Consider the following 19,759-nt stretch of genomic DNA (forward strand, 5'->3'; position numbering starts at 1 on the left):
TCTTACTATGTCATACGCTATAATAAAAACAGGTGGAAAGCAGTATAAAGTAAAAGCTGGTGAAATCCTGAAAATTGAAAAATTACCAGACTCAAAACCTGAGTCTAAGATAGAATTCAACGAAATACTTGCATATGGAGATGATAAATCTATAGAGATAGGTACTCCACATGTTGAAGGTGCTAAAGTAGAAGCTGATTTAATCAAAAATGGTAAAGACAGAACAATTTTAATCTTCAAAAAAAGAAGAAGACATAATTCAAGAAGAAAAAATGGTCATAGACAAGAACACACAATGATTAGGATTAACAAAATTTTTTCTAAAGATGGTAAAGTTTTATCTGAGGCAGAAAAAATGGTTAAACCAACTAAAAAAGTTGAAGCTGAAGTTAAACCAAAAACAGAAGTGGTAAATAAATAAATTAGGTAAGTTATGGCAACAAAAAAAGCAGGTGGATCATCGAGAAACGGACGAGATAGTGCTGGGCGAAGACTTGGTGTTAAAAAGTATGGTGGTGAGACAGTAATACCTGGAAATATAATTGTAAGACAAAGAGGAACTAAAATTTTTCCTGGCGAAAATGTAGGAATGGGTAAAGATCATTCTATTTTTTCAGTTGTAAAAGGTAAAGTTGTATTCAAAAAATCTAAAGCAGATAGAACTTTCGTTTCAGTAAAGCCCAATTAATAGTACAACTTAAATAGATGTTGTATTATGAAATTCCTAGATCAAGTAAAAATTTATATTAAAGCTGGAAACGGTGGTGATGGCTCACCAAGCTTCAGAAGAGAAAAATATGTTGAATATGGAGGCCCCGATGGAGGTGATGGGGGAAAAGGTGGATCAATAATTTTAAAAGCTGAGGAAAATCTTAACACACTTATAGATTATAGATATCAACAACATCATAAGGCACAACGAGGAGAAAATGGTGCTGGACAAAATCGTACAGGAAAAGGGGGTGACGACTCATTTTTAAAAGTGCCTCTTGGAACTCAAGTTTTTGAAGAAGACAATAAAACTTTACTATTTGATTTTAATAAAAGAGGAGAAGAGTTTGTTGTTGCTATTGGTGGTAAAGGTGGACTTGGAAATACTAGGTTTAAAAGTTCTACAAATAGAGCCCCTAGAAAATTTACCAAAGGTGGAATTGGAGAAGAGTTTACAGTTTGGCTTCAATTAAAAACAATTGCTGACATTGGAATAATTGGCTTACCAAATGCTGGAAAATCAAGTTTGTTAGCTGCTATAACAAACGCAAATCCAAAAATCGCAAATTATAGATTTACTACTTTAAATCCGAATTTAGGAGTTGCGTCTTATGATGATAAGGAAATTACTATTGCAGATATTCCAGGGCTTGTAGAGGGAGCTCATGAAGGCGTTGGTCTTGGTATACAGTTTTTAAAACATATAGAAAGATGCAAATCATTATTGCATCTTATAGATATTACTAACTTAGATTTAAATGAGTCTTACGAGCAAGTTAAAAATGAATTAAAAAGTTACAGCTCAAAATTAATTGATAAAAAAGAGCTTGTAGTGCTTAATAAAATAGATTTAGTAGATGAAGATACCGTCAAAGATGTAATTGATTATTTCTCAAAAGACAAAAGCTGTGAAATAATGACTATGACAACATTAGAAAAAGACTCTATATCTAAAATTAAAGCTAAACTATTGTCATATGTCTCTTAAAAATTCTAAAATAATTGTTGTCAAAATAGGATCTTCACTTCTCGTTGATAGTAATAAAAAGATTAGAAAAAAATGGCTTTCTAGTTTTGCAAAAGATATCAAAAAATTAAAAGATAAAAATCAAAAAGTAGTGATTGTAAGTTCAGGTGCAATAGCGCTTGGATGTAAAAAAATGAATATAAATAAAAAAACAATTAAACTTGATAAGAGCCAAGCTATAGCTTCAATCGGACAAATCGAGCTGATGAACTTATTTTCTCAAACATTTACAAAATATAAGCTAAATATATCACAAATTCTATTAACCCTTGAAGATACAGAAGAAAGAAGAAGATCTTTAAATGCTAAAAGAACTTTTGAAAATTTATTTGATTTAGGTTTTATTCCAATCGTTAATGAAAATGATACAATAGCCACAACTGAGATAAAATATGGTGATAATGATAGACTGGCGTCTAGAGTTGCACAAATTTCAGATGCTGACACTTTAATTCTTCTTTCAGATGTAAATGGTCTTTACACAAAAAATCCAAAAATTTATAAAGATGCAAAATTAATCAAAAATGTAAATAATTTAAAAAAAGATTTAAAAGAAATTAATATTAAGGGTGTTAATGAATATGGTAGTGGTGGAATGGAAACTAAAATTGAAGCAGCAAAAATTTGTCAATTAGCAGGCTGTAATATGGTTATAGCAAATGGACTAAACTTAAACCCTATTTCAATGATTAATGAAAAAAATAATTGTACATGGTTTAATTCTAAAGTTTCAAAGCTTGATGCTAGAAAAAAATGGATCATAAGTTCTGTTGCACCAAAAGGATCAATTATAATTGATGATGGTGCGAAAAAAGCTTTAAGATCAGGAAAAAGCTTATTAGCTGCTGGAATTAAAAAAATCTCAGGAAAATTTAGCAAAGGGGATCATGTAAAAATCCTAGATAAAAAAAACAACGAATGTGCAAGAGGTTTAAGTTCCTTTACATCTGACGAAATAGTTAAAATTATGGGTCATCATTCAAATCAAATTGAAAAATTATTAGGTTACGTTGCAAAATCAGAAGTTATTCACAAAGATGATATGGTAGAAATTTAGAATGATTAAAATAATGAACTTAATAGGTATTAAAAGCAGAAAGGCTTCTGAAAAAAAAATTAATTTAGATACTAAAAATAAAGTTTTAATTCTTTACGCTAAATTACTTGATAGAGAAAATAAATCGATTTTAAGAGAAAACTTAAAAGATATTAAATTTGCTAAAAGTAAAGGAATTAAAGAAAATCTAATTAACAGACTTCAAATTGATAAAGTAAAACTCAAAAATATCAAAGATTCTGTCATTAAAATTTCAAAACTAAAAGATCCTGTAAACGTAACTCTAAAAAAATGGAGTAGACCAAACGGATTAAATATAAAAAGAGTAACAATACCAATTGGTGTAATTGGTGTTATTTTTGAAAGTAGACCCAATGTAACATCTGATGTAGCAGGTCTATGTTTTAAATCTGGTAATGCTGTAATTCTAAAAGGTGGATCAGAAGCTATAAACACCAATAGAATATTGGCAAAATTATTTCGACAAGCTCTTAAAAAACATAATGTTGATGAAAATTATATTCAATTTGTAGACTCTACGGATAGAAAAATGGTCGACATTATGCTTTCAAAAATGAAACAATACATTGATGTAATAATTCCTAGAGGAGGAAAAAATTTAGTTAAAAGAGTTCAAGAGTTTTCAACAGTCCCTATAATCGGCCACCTGGAAGGTATCTGCCACACATTCATTGATAAAGATGCAGAATTAAATATGGCATCAAATATCATTTATAATGCAAAATTAAGAAATACAGCTATTTGTGGTGCAACTGAAACTATTTTACTTCATGAAAAAATAGTTAAAAAATTTTGTAATCCAATTTTAAAAAGACTTGAGAATGAGAATTGTAAAATATACGGCGACAATATCATAAGAAAAAATTACAAAGGTAAAGTTTATCCAGCTAAAGAAAAAGATTGGTCTACAGAATATTTAACAGCTGCTGTATCAGTTAAAGTTGTTAAAAGTTCTGATGAAGCTATCAATCATATAAACAAATATGGAACGATGCATACCGACTCAATTATTACTAAAAATAAAAAAACAGCTAGTAAGTTTTTAAAAAATGTTAAAAGCTCTATTGCAATGCACAATACATCAACACAATTTGCAGATGGTGGTGAATTTGGGTTTGGTGGAGAAGTGGGTATATCAACAAATACAATTCCTCCAAGAGGCCCTGTTGGTTTAGAGCAATTAGTTTCATATAAATACGAAATATCAAGTAAAGGAAAAATAAGAAAATAAATTATATATAGAAAATGAAAATTGGAATTTTAGGAGGTTCATTTGATCCAGCTCACAAAGGTCATTTGGCAATATCCAAGGAAGCTAAAAGAAGATTTAAACTTGAAAAAATTATTTGGGCAGTTACTAAAAAAAATCCTCTGAAAACTAAAAGCAAAACACCGATATCTAAAAGAACAAAAGATTGTAAAAAAATAATAGGATTAAACTCTTTTATAAAAGTAAAATTTTATGAAAATATTATTAAATCTAATAAGACTATTGACTTAATAAACCATCTTAAAAAAAATAAAAATATTGAAATTTTTTTTTTAATGGGAGCAGATAACCTAATTAACTTTCACAAATGGTATAAATCAAAATTAATTTCACAAAAATGTAATATCGTTGTATTTGATCGTCATGGTTATAAAAAAAATTCTTTAAAATCAAAGACATTTAAGAGACTCAATAATAAAACTCTTACTTTTGTAGAGTTTAAAAAAGTCAACATTTCATCTTCTCAATTAAGAAAAATTTGATAGTCTAACTGTAATTAATGGATAAAATTTCAGATCTTAAATCAGTGGTAATTAACACACTGGATCTCAACAAAGCACAAGATATTGTCACTATTGATCTTAAAGATAAAAGTTCGATGGCTGATTATATGATAATTGCAAGCGGTACTTCTTCAAGACATATTCAATCTTTATCTGAACAAGTTTTAGAAAAGTTAAAAGCTAATGGCATTAAAAATTCAAAAATAGAAGGTAAAGAAAGTAATGAATGGAAACTGGTTGATGGTATTGATTTAATTGTACATATCTTTCATCCAGAAAAAAGAAAGTTTTATGAGCTTGAGAAAATTTGGTCAGAACTAATTCCAAAAGAAAAAGTTATTATATGAAAAAAATTCAACTTTATTTGATAATTTTCTTATCATCTTTTATTTTCTCACATTCAATAAACTCAGCCGAAATAGATATTTATAAAAAAATTGACCTATTTGGTGAAGTTCTCGAAAAAATAAACAAAGAATATGTAGATGAAATTAATCAGTCTGAAAGTATGGACTCAGCTATCAATGGTCTTCTTCAGTCACTTGATCCCTATTCATCTTATATGTCACCAGAAATATTTCAGGAAATGCAAACAGAAACAAGAGGTGAGTTTGGTGGCCTTGGAATTGAAGTCAGTATGGAAGCTGGTGTTGTAAAAGTTATTACTCCTATAGATGATACTCCTGCATCAAAAGCAGGAATTAAAGCTGGAGACTTTATTGTAAAAATAGATAGTGTTCAGGTTCAAGGAAAATCATTGAGTGAAGCGGTTGATCTAATGAGAGGCTTGGTAGGTACTGATATTGAGCTTACAGTAAGGCGTCGTGGAGTAAAAAAAGCTCTCACCTTCAACATAACAAGAGAAATAATTGAAGTTCAATCTGTTAAATCAGACCTTTTGGAAAATAATATTGGATACATCAGACTAACCTCTTTTAACGACAATAGTAGTAATCAAATTAAAAAAAAAATTAAAAAATTAAAAGAGAATGAAAATTTAAAAGCATTCATATTAGATCTCAGAAATAATCCTGGAGGGTTATTATCTCAAGCAATAAAAATTTCTGACTTCTTTCTTGATAATGGAGAAATAGTATCAACAAAAAGTAGAAAAAAATCAGACAACAGAAAATGGTTTGCACGTAAAGGAGATATTACTGAAGGAAAAACTTTAGTAGTGCTGATCAACTATGGTTCTGCATCAGCATCAGAAATTGTGGCTGGTGCTCTTAAAGACCATAAAAGAGCAATTATAGTTGGTGAAAACAGTTACGGTAAAGGATCTGTACAATCAATAATTCCCTTAAAAAATAAGGGAGCTATAAGATTAACAGTTTCAAAATATTACCTGCCTTCTGGAAAATCTATATCTGAGGTTGGAGTAAGACCAGATATTGAAGTGAATGAAGAAGGTGATGAATTTAGAATTAAAACTGATACAGATAATCAATTAAATTACGCCATAAAACTACTAAACGGTTAACATGAATAAAAATTTCAGCGAATTACCGCTAAGAACTGGGGTAGGAATAATTTTATTAAATGATGAAAATAAAGTTTTTGTTGCAAGAAGAATTGATAATGCAAAAAAATTTTGGCAAATGCCTCAAGGGGGTGTTGATGAAGGAGAAGATTTTTTAAAAGCAGCCTTCAGAGAGCTAGAAGAAGAAACTAGTGTTAAAAGTGTTGAGTTAATTAAAGAATTAGATGGCACAATTACCTATGAACTTCCTGATCGTTTACTAGGAATTATTTGGAAAGGTAAATATAAAGGCCAAAAACAAAAATGGTTTTTAATGAAATTTGTTGGAGATGAAAAAGAGATTAATATTAAAACTAAAAACCCAGAGTTTTTAGATTGGAAATGGATAGATCTTGATCAAATCACAGAAGTTGTAGTCGATTTTAAACTACACGTTTATAAAGAGCTTCAAGAAAAAGTTAAAAAAATTATTAATTAATAGATTTTAATACTTCAATTTTTTGATCAACTAAATACTTAGATTGGTCATTTATTTCAGGATTATTTGCATCCTCTTCAGCTAATTTTAATAAATCTTGCTGTTTAGATTTATCTAAATCTGTAAGATTAAATATTGAGCTAGTTAGAATTGATAAGTTATTATTTTTAAATTCAACAATCCCATCCTCAACATAATAATTTTCATCTCCAGATTTTGATAAAATCTTAATAATACCTGGCTTTAAAAATGAAATGATAGAAATATGATCTTTCAGTATTCCCATCTCACCTTCAAAAGCAGGTACAACAACCTCTGAAACATCTTCTTTAATCAAAAAAGATTTTTCTGGATTTACTATCTCTATCTTAAACTCTTCACTCATTAAGCAGCAGCTTCCTTGGCCATTTTATCAGCTTTTTCTATCGCTTCTTCTATAGTTCCAACCATATAAAAAGCTGCTTCTGGAAGATGATCATAATCACCTTTACAAATTGCAGCGAAACCTTTTATTGTTGAATCTAAATCAACTAGTTTCCCTGGAGATCCAGTAAATACTTCCGCAACAAAGAATGGTTGAGATAAGAATCTTTGTATTTTTCTAGCTCTAGCTACAACTAATTTATCTTCTTCAGATAATTCATCCATACCTAAAATGGCAATAATATCTTGTAAAGATTTATAAGTTTGTAAGATTTTTTGAACTTCTCTTGCAACTCTATAATGCTCATCACCAACTATTCTAGGATCCAAAATTCTTGAAGTAGAATCAAGTGGGTCAACTGCAGGATAAATACCGATCTCTGCAATTTGTCTTGAAAGAACGGTAGTTGCATCCAAGTGAGCAAATGAAGTTGCTGGCGCAGGGTCAGTTAAGTCATCAGCTGGTACATAAATTGCTTGTACTGATGTAATTGATCCTTTGTTAGTTGTAGTAATTCTTTCTTGAAGGTTACCCATATCAGTTGCAAGTGTAGGCTGATAACCAACAGCTGATGGTATTCTTCCCAATAGGGCTGACACCTCTGAACCTGCTTGTGTAAATCTAAAAATGTTATCTACAAAAAAAAGAACGTCTTGTCCTTCTTGATCTCTAAAATACTCAGCTACAGTTAATCCTGTAAGAGCAACTCTGGCTCTGGCTCCAGGAGGTTCGTTCATTTGTCCATAAACTAGTGCAGCTTTAGATCCAGCTCCATCTTTCTTGATTACACCTGAATCTATCATCTCATGGTATAAGTCATTTCCTTCTCTAGTTCTTTCCCCAACACCAGCAAAAACTGAGAAACCACCATGTGCTTTTGCAACGTTGTTAATTAATTCCATAATCAAAACTGTTTTTCCAACTCCAGCTCCACCGAATAGACCAATTTTTCCACCTTTTGCATATGGTGCCAATAAATCTACTACCTTAATTCCTGTAACTAATATTTCTGTTTCTGTTGACTGATCACTAAATTCAGGAGCTGATCTGTGTATCGGCCACTTTTCTTTCGTTTTTACTTCACCTCTTTCATCAATAGGTTCACCAATAACGTTTATAATTCTTCCTAATGTTTCTGGACCTACTGGAACTTGGATAGGTGCTTTAGTATTTGTAACCTCGTCACCTCTCTTTAACCCTTCAGTAGCATCCATTGCAATTGTTCTAACAGTAGATTCTCCTAAATGTTGAGCAACTTCTAAAACTAGTCTATTGTCTCCATTTTTACACTCTAATGCTGATAAAATTTCTGGAAGATCTTCATTAAATTTTACGTCTACTACTGCTCCAATGATCTGTGTGATTTTTCCTTTGCTCATAATTATAAACTCTCTGCTCCTGATATGATTTCTATTAGTTCTTTAGTAATTGCTGCCTGACGACTTCTATTATACTGAATAGTAAGCTTATCAACCATTTCACCTGCGTTTCGGGTTGCATTATCCATTGCACTCATTCTTGAGCCCTGTTCACTAGCTGAATTCTCTAACATTGCCTTAAATATTTGTGTTGAAATATTTTTTGGCAATAAATTGCTTAAAATCTCATCTTCATCTGGTTCAAACTCATAACTGTCCTCAGATTTATCTTCCTCTGAATTTTCAACATTTAATGGAATTATTTGTTGTGCTTGAGGAATTTGCGTAATTACATTTTTAAATTGGTTATAAAAAACAGTACAAACATCAAACTCTTCAGCACCAAATTTTTCAATTACCATTTTGCCAACTTTATCAGCATCAAAGTAATTAGTGTGTTTAGAATCTTTAAATGAAATATTTGCAATTATTTTATCACCGTAAGCTCTTTTAAGTTGATCATTACCCTTTGAACCTACAGTGATGATCTTTAATTCTTTTCCATCTTCTGCAAGTTTTGCAAAATAACTTTTGGCTTTTTTAATTATATTTGAATTAAAACCACCACATAAACCTCTGTCAGAAGTCATCACAACACAAAGATGCACTTTATCATTACCTGACCCAGATAATAATTTTGGAGCATTTTCTTTGTCCGAAATCCCACTAGAAAGATTTAGAATTATATTATTCATTTTTTCTGAATAAGGCCTTCCCTTCTCAGCACTTTCTTGAGCTCTTCTAAGTTTTGCTGCCGCTACCATCTTCATAGCTTTTGTAATCTTCTGTGTAGACTTTACACTAGCTATTCTTTTTTTAAGGTCGTCTAAACTTGCCATAATGAATTAAGATTTAAAGTTTTCCTTTAATTGAGTAATTACTTCGATTAGTAATTTTTCTTTATCATCTTCAAGTTTGCCTGAACTTTGAATTGAATCAATTATTTCAGGTTTATCAGACTTACATTTTTCAATGATTTTGTTTTCAAACTCAGCAATATCTTTTAATTCAATATCATCCAAGTAACCTTTAACACCACAGAAAACTGAAATTACTTGTTCAGCTACTGTCATTGGTGAATATTGTTTTTGTTTAAGAAGTTCAGTTAATTTTGAACCTCTGTTTAAAAGTTGCTGTGTTGAAGCATCTAAATCAGAACCAAATTGAGCAAAAGCAGCCATTTCTCTATATTGGGCTAATTCCAATTTCATTGATCCAGAAACTTTTTTCATCGCTTTTGTTTGTGCTGAAGAACCTACTCTAGAGACAGATAGTCCAACGTTAATTGCTGGTCTAATCCCTTGGTTAAAAAGTTCAGTTTCTAGGAAAATTTGACCATCAGTAATTGAAATCACATTGGTTGGAATAAATGCTGATACATCACCACCTTGTGTTTCAATAATTGGAAGTGCTGTTAACGAACCTCCACCATGTTCATCACTTAACTTAGCTGCTCTTTCTAACAATCTACTGTGAAGATAGAATACGTCACCAGGGTAAGCTTCACGTCCTGGAGGTCTTCTTAATAATAGAGACATTTGTCTATAAGCTACAGCCTGCTTAGATAAATCATCATAAATAATTAATCCATGCATTCCGTTATCTCTGAAATATTCACCCATTGTACACCCTGTGTAAGGTGCTAAAAACTGAAGTGGTGCAGAGTCTGATGCTGTTGCAGCAACGATTGTTGTGTACTCCATTGCTCCAGCCTCTTCTAGTGTTTTTTGAATTTGTCTTACAGTTGATCTTTTCTGACCAATCGCAACATAAATACAATAAAGTTTTTGTTTCTCATCGCCAGACTCATTGATTTTCTTTTGGTTGATAATTGCATCGATTGCAACTGCAGTTTTACCAGTCTGTCTGTCACCAATAATTAATTCACGTTGACCTCTTCCAACTGGAACCAAACTATCGATAGATTTTAGACCTGTCTGCATAGGTTCACTAACTGACTGTCTTGGAATAATTCCAGGAGCCTTAACTTCAACTCTACTTTTTTTAACACTTTTATCTAATGGACCTTTGCCATCAATTGGATTTCCTAATCCATCAACAACTCTACCTAATAATTCTTTTCCAACTGGAGTGTCAACAATATTTCCAGTTCTTTTAACTGTATCACCTTCTTTAATATTTCTGTCATCTCCAAAAATTACAACCCCAACGTTTTCACTTTCTAAGTTTAAGGCCATACCTTTAGATCCATCAGCAAACTCAACCATTTCTCCAGCCTGAACATTATCAAGACCATAAATTCTAGCGATACCATCTCCTACTGATAGTACTTGCCCAACTTCGGTTACTTCTGCTTTATCACCAAAGTTTTTAATTTGTTCTTTTAGTATCTTTGTTACTTCTGAAGGATTTATTTCCATTTATGCCTCTATCATTCTGTTTTCGATTTGTTGTAATTTATTTTTAATTGAGGTGTCCACCATAGTACTTCCAACTTGTACTACTAAGCCTCCTATTAAACTTTCGTCATGTTTGTAGTTTAATTTTATTTTTGAACTAAAGTTTTTAGTAAGCTCATCTGTGATTTTAGAAATTTCATCACTAGATAGTTCTTTTGCAGACTTTAATTCAGCTTTTAATTCTCCTCTTTTTTTAGAACATGTTTCAATAAAACTATTTAAAATTTGTCCTACATAAAACAAACGTCTTTTTGTAACTAAAAAACTTAAAAATTTTTTTAATAAACTCCTCAAATTTATTATTATCAGAAATGCTATAAATAACTTTTAAAAGATCATCTTGATTATTTGTTGGATCCTTAATCAAATTTGAAAAATCTTTACTAGAGGAAATCAACTTTAAGATAGATGAAGATTGGTCTTCAACTTGTGAAAGAACGTTGTTTTCACTAGCAAGTTCATACAAAGCTAAAGAATATCTTTCAGCTGAAGTTATTGAAAATCCCTTATTTTTGCTCAACTTGGTACCTCTGTTATGTTGAAGATTATTTTAAAATCACGCATTAATTAGCATATGACCCTTATGTCTTCAAGTAGCACATTCGTTTAAAAGTCCTTTTTTTAAAGGTTAATTGAAGTTTATTGGATCAACATCAACTGAAAGTTTTATTCCTGATGAAAATTTGTAATTTGGGATAATTTCAGCAATTGAATTCTGTAATTTAAGAGATTTTGAGCCCCTAATTAACATTCTTATTCTAAATTTTCTTTTTAATCTAAAAATTGGTGCACTAACCGGTCCTAGAACTCTTCCATTAATTTTTTTTTCAATAAAATTTTTAAAATAAAAAGCTTCTTTTTCTAATTTTGCTTCATTGTCACCTGTTAAAATTAAAGAGATAAATCTTTGAAATGGTGGAAGTTTGTTTTGTCTTCTAATATCCAATTCTCTATCAAGAAAAATATCAGGATTACTATTTGTTAAATCAGAAATCATTTTAGTATTAGTATTATAAGTTTGAAAATACACAGTTGCAGGTTTCCCTGTTCTTCCTGCTCGTCCAGAAAGTTGATGGTATAATTGTAAGTTTTTTTCAGCTCCTCTTAAATCATGTCCTTGTAAGGAAAGATCAATATCAACTACCACAATACAATTAAGGCTTGGAAAATGAAAGCCTTTTGAAATTAACTGAGTTCCAACTAAAATTTGAACTTCATTGTTAATTATTTTTTCTAATTTTTCACTAGAACTTTTTTTATTCATTGTATCACTTGAAAAAATTTCAATTTTTTTTAATGGAAAGTTTTTTTTAACTTCCTCTGATATCCTTTCAACGCCGGGACCACTAAAAATAAATTCACAATCTCCATCTTTTACACAAGTTCTTTTTAAAGAAGATTTAAAGCCACAATAATGGCACAATAAATTATTCTTTTTTTTATGATAAACTAAATTAATTGAGCAATTAGGACACGAGTAACTATTGAAGCATTTGTTACAAAGTACATGTGGAGAAAACCCTCGTCTATTTAAAAAAAATAATACTTGATCATTTTTATCAAGATGAAAATTTACTTTCTCAATTATTTTTTTTGAAAGCCAAGATTGTTTTTCTAATTTTGTTTCATTAAGATTAATTATTTCATAATTTGGTAATGAGGCATTTTGATAACGTTTTTCTAATTTTGAAATACTATATTTACCTTTTTTAATATTTTCATAAGTTTCAATTGATGGAACGGCTGTAATTAAATTGATAGGGATATTTTCAAATGACGCTCTTGAAATAGCCATGTCTCTTGCATTATAAGTAACACCCTCGTCTTGTTTGTAAGATTGATCATGTTCTTCATCCACAATAATTAAACCTAGTTTTTTAAATGGTAAAAATAATGATGATCTAGCACCTATGACAACTTTGATTTCTCCATTTGCAATTCCACTCCAAATAATTTCTTTCTTTTTTTTTGTAATACCAGAGTGCCAAACTGCTGGGGTAAAACCAAAAAATTCTATAAATTTTTTTTCAAATTGACCTGTTAAGCCAATCTCTGGTAATAAAATTAAGCCCTGAAAACCTTTGTTTATTATGTCTTTAAGAGCTTCAAAATAGACCATAGTTTTTCCTGAACCGGTTGTTCCTTGGAGAACATGAACTCTAAATTTTTGATTAGAAACATTCATTTTTTTAAGAGATTTGTTTTGCTCTTCAGAAAGCTTTATTGAATTTTTTTTGATATTCGTATCAAAAATTTTGAAAACATCTTCTTGAATTTTTTCTACAGCATTGCTACTCAATAAAACCAATTTTAAGGCCATTCCTTTTGGAATTATATTGTATTCAGAAAACCAATTAAGAAATTTTATAGTTGTTTTTTTTAAAGGTGTTACATTTAGTTTTTTTAAAACATTCTTTATCTTAAAATTTCTATTATTCTTTTTTTCAAATTCATCCCAAACTACTCCTGTAATTTTAGATTTACCAAAAGGTACCACAACATAATCACCTACCTTTAAATTAATATCACTTTCGTAGGTAAAAGGATGATTAAATATATTTGGTAAAAGAATCGGTACTTTCATTTCTTAATAATATGAAAATTTATTAATAATGATACTTAAAGAGAGTATTTATTTAAAGATTAGTTAAAAAAGAATAAAACTATTCTTTTCTATTTATAATGGTTTAGAAATTCTTTTAAATCAATCTCAAAAGTCAATAACCTTCATTAATCAAATAATCCTTTTCCAGTTGAAGATACTGGGATTACAAAACTAGCTGGATAAGTTCTTGATTTATCTGTTATTGCATCTGTTATACCTAAATCTAAAAAAATAACACTGGCTGCTACCTTTTCACCTTCTATACTACTTGGAATGCTTCCCCAACCGTACATACCATTTGCTGTTTCACAATCAAATTCTAATGCATCATCAGATCTTCTAATCATTGTTGTAGATGGAACATCAACTAAATATTGTGCTCTTTTATTTGATAGTTTGCATTTTCCTGAACTTCCATCACTAAAGGAAAGTGATACTGGCACGTTAGCATCATTAATAATAGTGCCACATGAGTTTAAAATAATTAGTAATGGTATTAAGATATATTTTAACATGCTGCATTTATATTTTTTTAATTTTTAAAATTCAAATTTTTTATAGCTAAAATGGGTCAAATATTATCCTTTCGGCGTTTACTATAAATTTAAGAATTTTTTTAATAATTGATTATTCTCATTGGTACTAAAAGATAATTTAAAAATCTTATAGGATAATATAGGATTTTAAGAGTGTATTGCTCTTTTATCTACTGATAATGCTGCTTCTTTAACAGCTTCTGAAAATGTGGGATGAGCGTGACAAGTTCTTGCAATATCCTCAGAACTTGCACCAAATTCCATTGCAACACCTATTTCTGCAATAAGCTCTCCTGCATGAGGTCCAATAATATGTGCACCCAAAACTTTATCTGTAGTTTCGTCTGCTAAAATTTTAACAAACCCTTCTGCGTCATCTATGGCTTTTGCTCTAGAGTTTGCCATGAATGAAAATTTACCAATTTTATATTTCGTGTTTAATTCTTTTAATTGTTCTTCTGTCTTACCAATTGATGCTACTTCTGGTGTTGTATAAACAACACCAGGAATTGTATCATAATTGACATGACCTGATTGACCTGCAATATTTTCTGCTACTGCAATTCCTTCATCTTCTGCTTTATGAGCAAGCATAGGTCCACTTATAACATCACCTATTGCATAAATATTATTAATATTAGTTTCAAATGTATTGTCTGTTTTAACTCTTTTTCTTTCATCTAATTCAACTCCAACAGCTTCTAGGTTTAAACCATTGGTATTCGCTTTTCTTCCAACTGAAATAAGCACAACATCACAATCAAAATTATTTTTATTACCCTCTTTATCAACTGTTGAAACAACTGCTCCTATTTTATTATATTGGATAGCTTCAACTTTATTTTGCATGTTGAATTTGATGCCTTGTTTTTTTAAAATCTTCATAAATTCTGATGAAATTTCTTTATCCATGCCAGGGGTAATGTGATCTAAAAATTCTACTACTTCTACTTCTGCCCCTAACCTTGACCATACTGAACCCATTTCTAGTCCAATATAACCACCACCCACAACAACCATTTTTTTTGGAACCTTATCAAGTTTTAAGGCACCTGTTGAAGATACAATTACTTTCTCATCAATTTCTATTCCGGGTAAAGATACTGGCACAGAACCAGTTGCTATCACTATTTTTTCAGCTTCAATGATAGTTTCTTTATTTTGATCGTCTTTAATTAAGATTTCATTTTTAGTCTTAAAGCTTCCAGTTCCTTTATAATAAGCTACTTTATTTTTTTTCAATAAAAACTCGACGCCTTTAGTAAGGATTGTGACGGCTTTATCTTTACTTTTCATCATTTTTTCAAGATTCAGCTTAACTTCACCAACTTCAATCCCTTTACTGGATAAATTTTGAACTTTATGAAACTCCTCAGATAGATTTAACAAGCTTTTTGAAGGTATACATCCAACATTTAAACATGTTCCTCCAAGAGATCCTCTCGACTCAATACAAGCTGTTTTTAATCCAAGCTGAGCAAGCCTAATAGCACAAACATATCCACCAGGACCTCCTCCGATTACTACTGCTTGAAATTTTTCTGACATTTAAATATCCAAGAACAACCTTCTAGGGTCTTCTAAATTTTCTTTAACCATTTTTAAAAATGAAACTGACTCTTTGCCATCAATTATTCTATGATCATATGACAAAGCTAAATACATTATAGGTCTAACCTTTATTTCTCCATCAACAACAACAGGTCTTTCAACAATATTATGCATTCCAAGAACACCAGATTGAGGAAGATTAAGAATTGGCGTTGATAACATTGATCCATAAACACCACCATTACTAATTGTAAATGTTCCTCCTTGAAGATCTTCAATAGTTAATTTTCCATCTCTTGCTTTTTCTGAAATTTCTTTAATATTTTTTTCAATTTCAGCAAATGATAATTCATCAGCATCTCTTAATACAGGAACAACTAAACCTTTTTCAGTTCCTACAGCAAAACTTAAATTATAATAATTTTTATAAATTATTTCTTCACCATCTATTTCAGCATTTACAGCTGGGAAATTTTTTAATGCTACAACACATGCTTTAACAAAAAAAGACATAAAACCTAATTTTATTCCATATCGACTTTGAAAATCTTGCTGATTTTCTTTTCTCATTTCCATAATATTCGTCATATCAACTTCATTAAAAGTAGTTAACAAAGCTGCGTTTTCTTGGGCTTGTTTTAATCTCTTAGCTATCGTTTGTCTTAGTCTGGTCATTTTAATTCTTTCTTCTTGACCATACTTTGCTTTTCTTTCCGAAGGCTGTGGATTGACTCCCATTAAACTTATTAGATCACCTTTTAGAACTCTTCCATCTTTTCCTGAACCTTGAACTGAATTAATATCTATTTTGTTTTCTACAACAATTTTTCTAACAGCTGGTGAAAGTGTTTGACTTTCTACGTTAGATTTAGGTTCAGATTTTTCTTTTTTAGCTTTTGGAGTTTCTTCTTCTATAACCTCATCAGTTAAAACTAATGGTTCGTCTTGATCATTTTTTTTAATTTCTTCCTCAAAAATTTTTGGTTCTTTTTTAAGTGGGTCTAATTTAATTACGTTGTCTTCTTTTTGAATAGGTTTTTCTTTTTTAGCCTCCTCTTTTTTAACTGTTCCCGTTGATCCAATTTCTGATACTGAACCAAGCAATGCTCCTACTTCTACCACTGAGCCATCTTTTGAATTTATTTCAGTTAAAATACCTTTTACTGGCGATGGTACTTCAAGATTAACTTTATCTGTTTCAAGCTCTACAATTGGCTCATCTGCTTCAACTGCGTCACCACTGTTTTTTAACCATTTTGCTACTGTTGCTTCAGTAATACTCTCACCAAGAACAGGAACTACAATTTTTTCACTCATTTCTAATTATTCAAAAACCTTATTAATTATTTCTTGTTGTTGAGAAATGTGCCTCTTCGCATATCCGGTTGCTGGAGATGCATCAGGGCTTCTTCCTATATAAGAAATTTCGTTATTATTAGCCTTAATAGTATCTAATGTCCATTGGATATAATCTCTGACCGAAAACCAAGCGCCCATATTTTTAGGCTCTTCCTGGCACCAAAAAAACTTAGCTTTTTCAGCATATGGTTTAAGCTCTTTCACAAGAGTTTTTGCTGGAAATGGATAAAGTTGTTCTATTCTAAATAAAATTACATCGTCTTTTTTTAATTTTTCTCTAGCTTCTAATAAATCAAAATAAACTTTTCCTGAACACATAATTACTTTTTTAATTTTGGAACTTTCTTTTAATTTTATAAAACCTTTGGTTTGTGGATCTATTGCATGATCCCAAAGTATCCTATGAAAAGAATTCAACTTACTAAAATCTTCAAGATTTGAAACACAATATTTATTTCTAAGTAGAGATTTTGGTGTCATCATGATTAAGGGCTTTCTAAAATCTCTATGCATTTGTCTTCTGAGGGCATGAAAATAATTTGCAGGTGTTGTGCAATTCATAACTTGCATATTATCATTAGAACACAACTGTAAGAATCGCTCTAATCTAGCAGATGAATGTTCTGGACCTTGACCTTCATAACCATGAGGCAATAGCATTACCAATCCAGAGGCTCTTCTCCATTTTCTCTCTCCTGATGCAATAAATTGATCAATTACAACCTGTGCACCATTTGCAAAATCACCAAACTGTGCCTCCCATAAGGTAAGAGTATTAGGTTCAACCAAACTATAACCATACTCAAATCCTAAAACTGCCAATTCTGATAAAAAACTATCAACAACTTCAAATTGTTTTTGGGTGTTTGAAATATTATTCAAAGGAACGTATCGACTATTATTTTTTTGATTTCTTAAAACTGAATGTCTCTGACTAAAAGTTCCTCTCCCAGAATCTTGACCAACTAATCTTACTGGATATCCTTCTTCTAATAAAGATCCAAATGCTAAAGCTTCAGCAGTAGACCAATCAATATTTTGCCCTTTTTTAACGGACTCCTTTCTAATATTTAATATTTTGACTATTGTTTTATGTAAATTTAATTCATCAGAAGATGAATTTATTTTTTCTGAAATTTCTAATAGCTTTTTGGTATCTGCACCTGTTACCCCTCTTTTATCTTTTCCTTTTTCAGGCTTATAAGCTGACCACGTACCTTCAAACCAAGCAATTTTTGGTTTATAATCTTTTGCATTTTTAAATTGATCGTCAAGCAAATTTTTAAAAGTTTTGATCGAATTGTCTAAACTTTCACTTGATATAATATTTTCATCTACTAGTTTTTTTCCATAAACTTTTATTGTAGAGGGATGAGATCTAATTTTTTCATACATTAGAGGTTGGGTAAATGCTGGTTCGTCTCCTTCGTTATGACCAAACCTTCTATAACAAATCAGATCTACAACTACATCTCTATTAAACTTTAATCTAAACTCGGTTGCTATTCTAGCTGCATAAACAACTGCTTCTGGATCGTCTCCATTAGCATGAATTATTGGAGCATCGACCATTTTTGCTATGTCAGAAGGATATGGTGAAGATCTCGCAAATCTTGGGCTAGTAGTAAATCCTATCTGATTATTAACTATTATATGAATTGTACCACCAGTATTGTGACCAGGTAATCCGGACATTGCAAAACATTCAGCTACAACACCTTGGCCAGCAAATGCTGCGTCACCATGAATTAAAATTGGTATTACTTTGTTTCTTTGTTTATCTTTGTGAAAATATTGTTTTGCTCTAGTTTGCCCAAGCACAACTGGATTAACAGCCTCTAAATGTGATGGATTATCAGTTAAACTCACATGAACTGAATTTCCGTCAAACTCTCTATTAGATGAAGCACCTAAATGATATTTTACATCTCCTGCACCCTCATCTGATGAAGTTGCAAATTCTCCAGCAAACTCATTAAATATTCTTTTATATGACTTTTGTAATACGTTGGCTAAAACATTTAGTCTCCCTCTATGTGACATACCAATCTTAACTTCTTTTACTTGTGACTGACCACTAATCTTAATAATCTGTTCTAAAGCAGGTATTAAGCTTTCACCTCCATCTAATCCAAACCTTTTAGTCCCAACATATTTTGTATGAAGAAATTTTTCAAAACCTTCAGCTTGAATTAATTTGTTTAAAATTGCTTCTTTACCATTTTTAGTAAAATTTAAATTATCTTCTGATTTTTCAATTCTATCTCTAAACCATTTTCTCTCAGTAGGATTTGATATATGCATATATTCATAACCAACTGGTCCACAATAAGTTTTTTTTAAAAAACTTAATATATCTTTAATATTTGAATTCTGTTTGTTGATTACTCCACCAAGATAAATATTTTTTTGATAATCATTTTTTTTAAAACCAAAAGACTCTGGATGAAGCTCGTCTAAATAATCTGATTGAATCAATTCAAGTGGGTCAAGTTTAGCAATAAGATGTCCTCGTTGTCTATATGACCTAATCATTGAGACAGCTTTTATCGAGTCTTCGTTTGATCCAGATGAATTTAAATTTACACTACCATTCTCAGAAACGTTGCCATTGAAATTATGATCTTCTTGATCAATTTTTTTTTGAAGTTCATCAATATCTATTGTATTTTTTTTAGGCCCCCAAGAAGGGCCATTAATTTCTTTTGCAATAATATTTAATTCTTCTCCAATTCCTTCAAAATAGTCTTTCCAACTATCTGGTAAATCTGCATCTTTATTAACAAATTTAAGGTACATTCGTTCAATAAATGCACTATTAGATTTGTTTAAAAATGAAGTTTTTTCGTATTCAAGATTTTTTGATGATGACATCTATTTACTTAATATAATCCTC

20 protein-coding genes are annotated in these 19,759 nt (G+C 30.5%); 9 read left to right on the plus strand and 11 right to left on the minus strand.

From position 1 onward, the window contains the following. Nucleotides 1-7: 7 nt before the first annotated feature. The 9 genes from rplU to Q0X98_RS00785 are packed head-to-tail and all read left to right on the plus strand — an operon-like array spanning nucleotide 8 to nucleotide 6,550. Entirely contained in the window at nucleotides 8-421 is a 414-nt protein-coding gene (gene rplU, locus Q0X98_RS00745) for a 50S ribosomal protein L21 (RefSeq protein WP_297680480.1), read from the plus strand. Nucleotides 422-433: 12 nt separating this feature from the next. Then, complete coding sequence (gene rpmA / locus Q0X98_RS00750; RefSeq protein WP_008544325.1) at nucleotides 434-688, plus strand: 50S ribosomal protein L27; 255 nt, start codon at nucleotides 434-436, stop codon at nucleotides 686-688. 27 nt (nucleotides 689-715) lie between these two features. Then, the gene (cgtA, locus tag Q0X98_RS00755; RefSeq protein WP_297680487.1) at nucleotides 716-1,699 is read left to right on the plus strand and encodes an Obg family GTPase CgtA; all 984 of its coding nucleotides are present in this window, start codon (nucleotides 716-718) and stop codon (nucleotides 1,697-1,699) included. Continuing rightward, complete coding sequence (gene proB, locus Q0X98_RS00760) at nucleotides 1,689-2,795, plus strand: glutamate 5-kinase (protein ID WP_297680489.1); 1,107 nt, start codon at nucleotides 1,689-1,691, stop codon at nucleotides 2,793-2,795. The genes cgtA and proB overlap by 11 nt, the downstream gene beginning before the upstream one ends. A gap of 1 nt (nucleotide 2,796) precedes the next feature. After that, complete coding sequence (locus Q0X98_RS00765) at nucleotides 2,797-4,047, plus strand: glutamate-5-semialdehyde dehydrogenase (RefSeq protein ID WP_320415248.1); 1,251 nt, start codon at nucleotides 2,797-2,799, stop codon at nucleotides 4,045-4,047. A 14-nt stretch (nucleotides 4,048-4,061) separates the two neighbouring features. After that, nucleotides 4,062-4,568, plus strand: a complete 507-nt coding sequence (gene nadD, locus Q0X98_RS00770; RefSeq protein ID WP_297680493.1) for a nicotinate (nicotinamide) nucleotide adenylyltransferase — start codon at nucleotides 4,062-4,064, stop codon at nucleotides 4,566-4,568. Between the two features lie 17 nt (nucleotides 4,569-4,585). Then, nucleotides 4,586-4,936 carry a ribosome silencing factor gene (gene rsfS / locus Q0X98_RS00775; protein ID WP_297680495.1) on the plus strand — a complete coding sequence of 117 codons (351 nt, stop codon included), beginning with the start codon at nucleotides 4,586-4,588 and terminating at the stop codon, nucleotides 4,934-4,936. After that, complete coding sequence (locus Q0X98_RS00780; RefSeq protein ID WP_297680497.1) at nucleotides 4,933-6,072, plus strand: S41 family peptidase; 1,140 nt, start codon at nucleotides 4,933-4,935, stop codon at nucleotides 6,070-6,072. Before rsfS ends, Q0X98_RS00780 begins: the two co-directional genes overlap by 4 nt. Before the next feature lies 1 nt (nucleotide 6,073). Beyond that, nucleotides 6,074-6,550 (plus strand): RNA pyrophosphohydrolase, encoded by a 477-nt coding sequence (locus Q0X98_RS00785; RefSeq protein ID WP_297680499.1) that lies wholly within the window; start codon nucleotides 6,074-6,076, stop codon nucleotides 6,548-6,550. Here Q0X98_RS00785 and atpC read toward each other — a convergent pair. The 11 genes from atpC to Q0X98_RS00840 all read right to left on the minus strand — a co-directional run bounded on the left by atpC (nucleotide 6,543) and on the right by Q0X98_RS00840 (nucleotide 19,737). Next, nucleotides 6,543-6,935, minus strand: coding sequence for an ATP synthase F1 subunit epsilon (atpC, locus tag Q0X98_RS00790; protein ID WP_297680501.1), 393 nt, complete (start codon nucleotides 6,933-6,935; stop codon nucleotides 6,543-6,545). The genes Q0X98_RS00785 and atpC overlap by 8 nt on opposite strands. Continuing rightward, the gene (gene atpD / locus Q0X98_RS00795) at nucleotides 6,935-8,353 is read right to left on the minus strand and encodes a F0F1 ATP synthase subunit beta (RefSeq protein ID WP_297680503.1); all 1,419 of its coding nucleotides are present in this window, start codon (nucleotides 8,351-8,353) and stop codon (nucleotides 6,935-6,937) included. The genes atpC and atpD overlap by 1 nt, the downstream gene beginning before the upstream one ends. Nucleotides 8,354-8,355: 2 nt before the next feature. Beyond that, a complete protein-coding gene (locus Q0X98_RS00800) occupies nucleotides 8,356-9,231 on the minus strand; it encodes a F0F1 ATP synthase subunit gamma (protein WP_297680505.1) in 876 nt (291 codons plus the stop codon). A gap of 6 nt (nucleotides 9,232-9,237) precedes the next feature. Further along, the gene (atpA, locus tag Q0X98_RS00805; protein ID WP_271487867.1) at nucleotides 9,238-10,773 is read right to left on the minus strand and encodes a F0F1 ATP synthase subunit alpha; all 1,536 of its coding nucleotides are present in this window, start codon (nucleotides 10,771-10,773) and stop codon (nucleotides 9,238-9,240) included. Next, nucleotides 10,774-11,055 carry an ATP synthase F1 subunit delta gene (gene atpH, locus Q0X98_RS00810; protein WP_297680508.1) on the minus strand — a complete coding sequence of 94 codons (282 nt, stop codon included), beginning with the start codon at nucleotides 11,053-11,055 and terminating at the stop codon, nucleotides 10,774-10,776. It lies immediately after the preceding gene. After that, nucleotides 11,027-11,332 carry a F0F1 ATP synthase subunit delta gene (locus Q0X98_RS00815; RefSeq protein ID WP_297680510.1) on the minus strand — a complete coding sequence of 102 codons (306 nt, stop codon included), beginning with the start codon at nucleotides 11,330-11,332 and terminating at the stop codon, nucleotides 11,027-11,029. The genes atpH and Q0X98_RS00815 overlap by 29 nt, the downstream gene beginning before the upstream one ends. Before the next feature lie 108 nt (nucleotides 11,333-11,440). Beyond that, on the minus strand, nucleotides 11,441-13,396 hold the full coding sequence (priA, locus tag Q0X98_RS00820; RefSeq protein WP_297680512.1) for a primosomal protein N': 1,956 nt from the start codon (nucleotides 13,394-13,396) through the stop codon (nucleotides 11,441-11,443). Between the two features lie 146 nt (nucleotides 13,397-13,542). Next, a complete protein-coding gene (locus Q0X98_RS00825; RefSeq protein WP_297680514.1) occupies nucleotides 13,543-13,932 on the minus strand; it encodes a hypothetical protein in 390 nt (129 codons plus the stop codon). Nucleotides 13,933-14,100: 168 nt separating this feature from the next. Continuing rightward, nucleotides 14,101-15,501: a dihydrolipoyl dehydrogenase gene (gene lpdA / locus Q0X98_RS00830; protein ID WP_297680516.1), complete on the minus strand. Its 1,401-nt coding sequence runs from the start codon at nucleotides 15,499-15,501 to the stop codon at nucleotides 14,101-14,103. Next, a complete protein-coding gene (gene odhB / locus Q0X98_RS00835; protein WP_297680518.1) occupies nucleotides 15,502-16,821 on the minus strand; it encodes a 2-oxoglutarate dehydrogenase complex dihydrolipoyllysine-residue succinyltransferase in 1,320 nt (439 codons plus the stop codon). 6 nt (nucleotides 16,822-16,827) lie between these two features. After that, a complete protein-coding gene (locus Q0X98_RS00840; protein WP_297680520.1) occupies nucleotides 16,828-19,737 on the minus strand; it encodes a 2-oxoglutarate dehydrogenase E1 component in 2,910 nt (969 codons plus the stop codon). Nucleotides 19,738-19,759 lie beyond the last annotated feature (22 nt).

Origin of the sequence: uncultured Candidatus Pelagibacter sp., assembly GCF_943788075.1 — a bacterium.
GTDB lineage: Bacteria > Pseudomonadota > Alphaproteobacteria > Pelagibacterales > Pelagibacteraceae > Pelagibacter.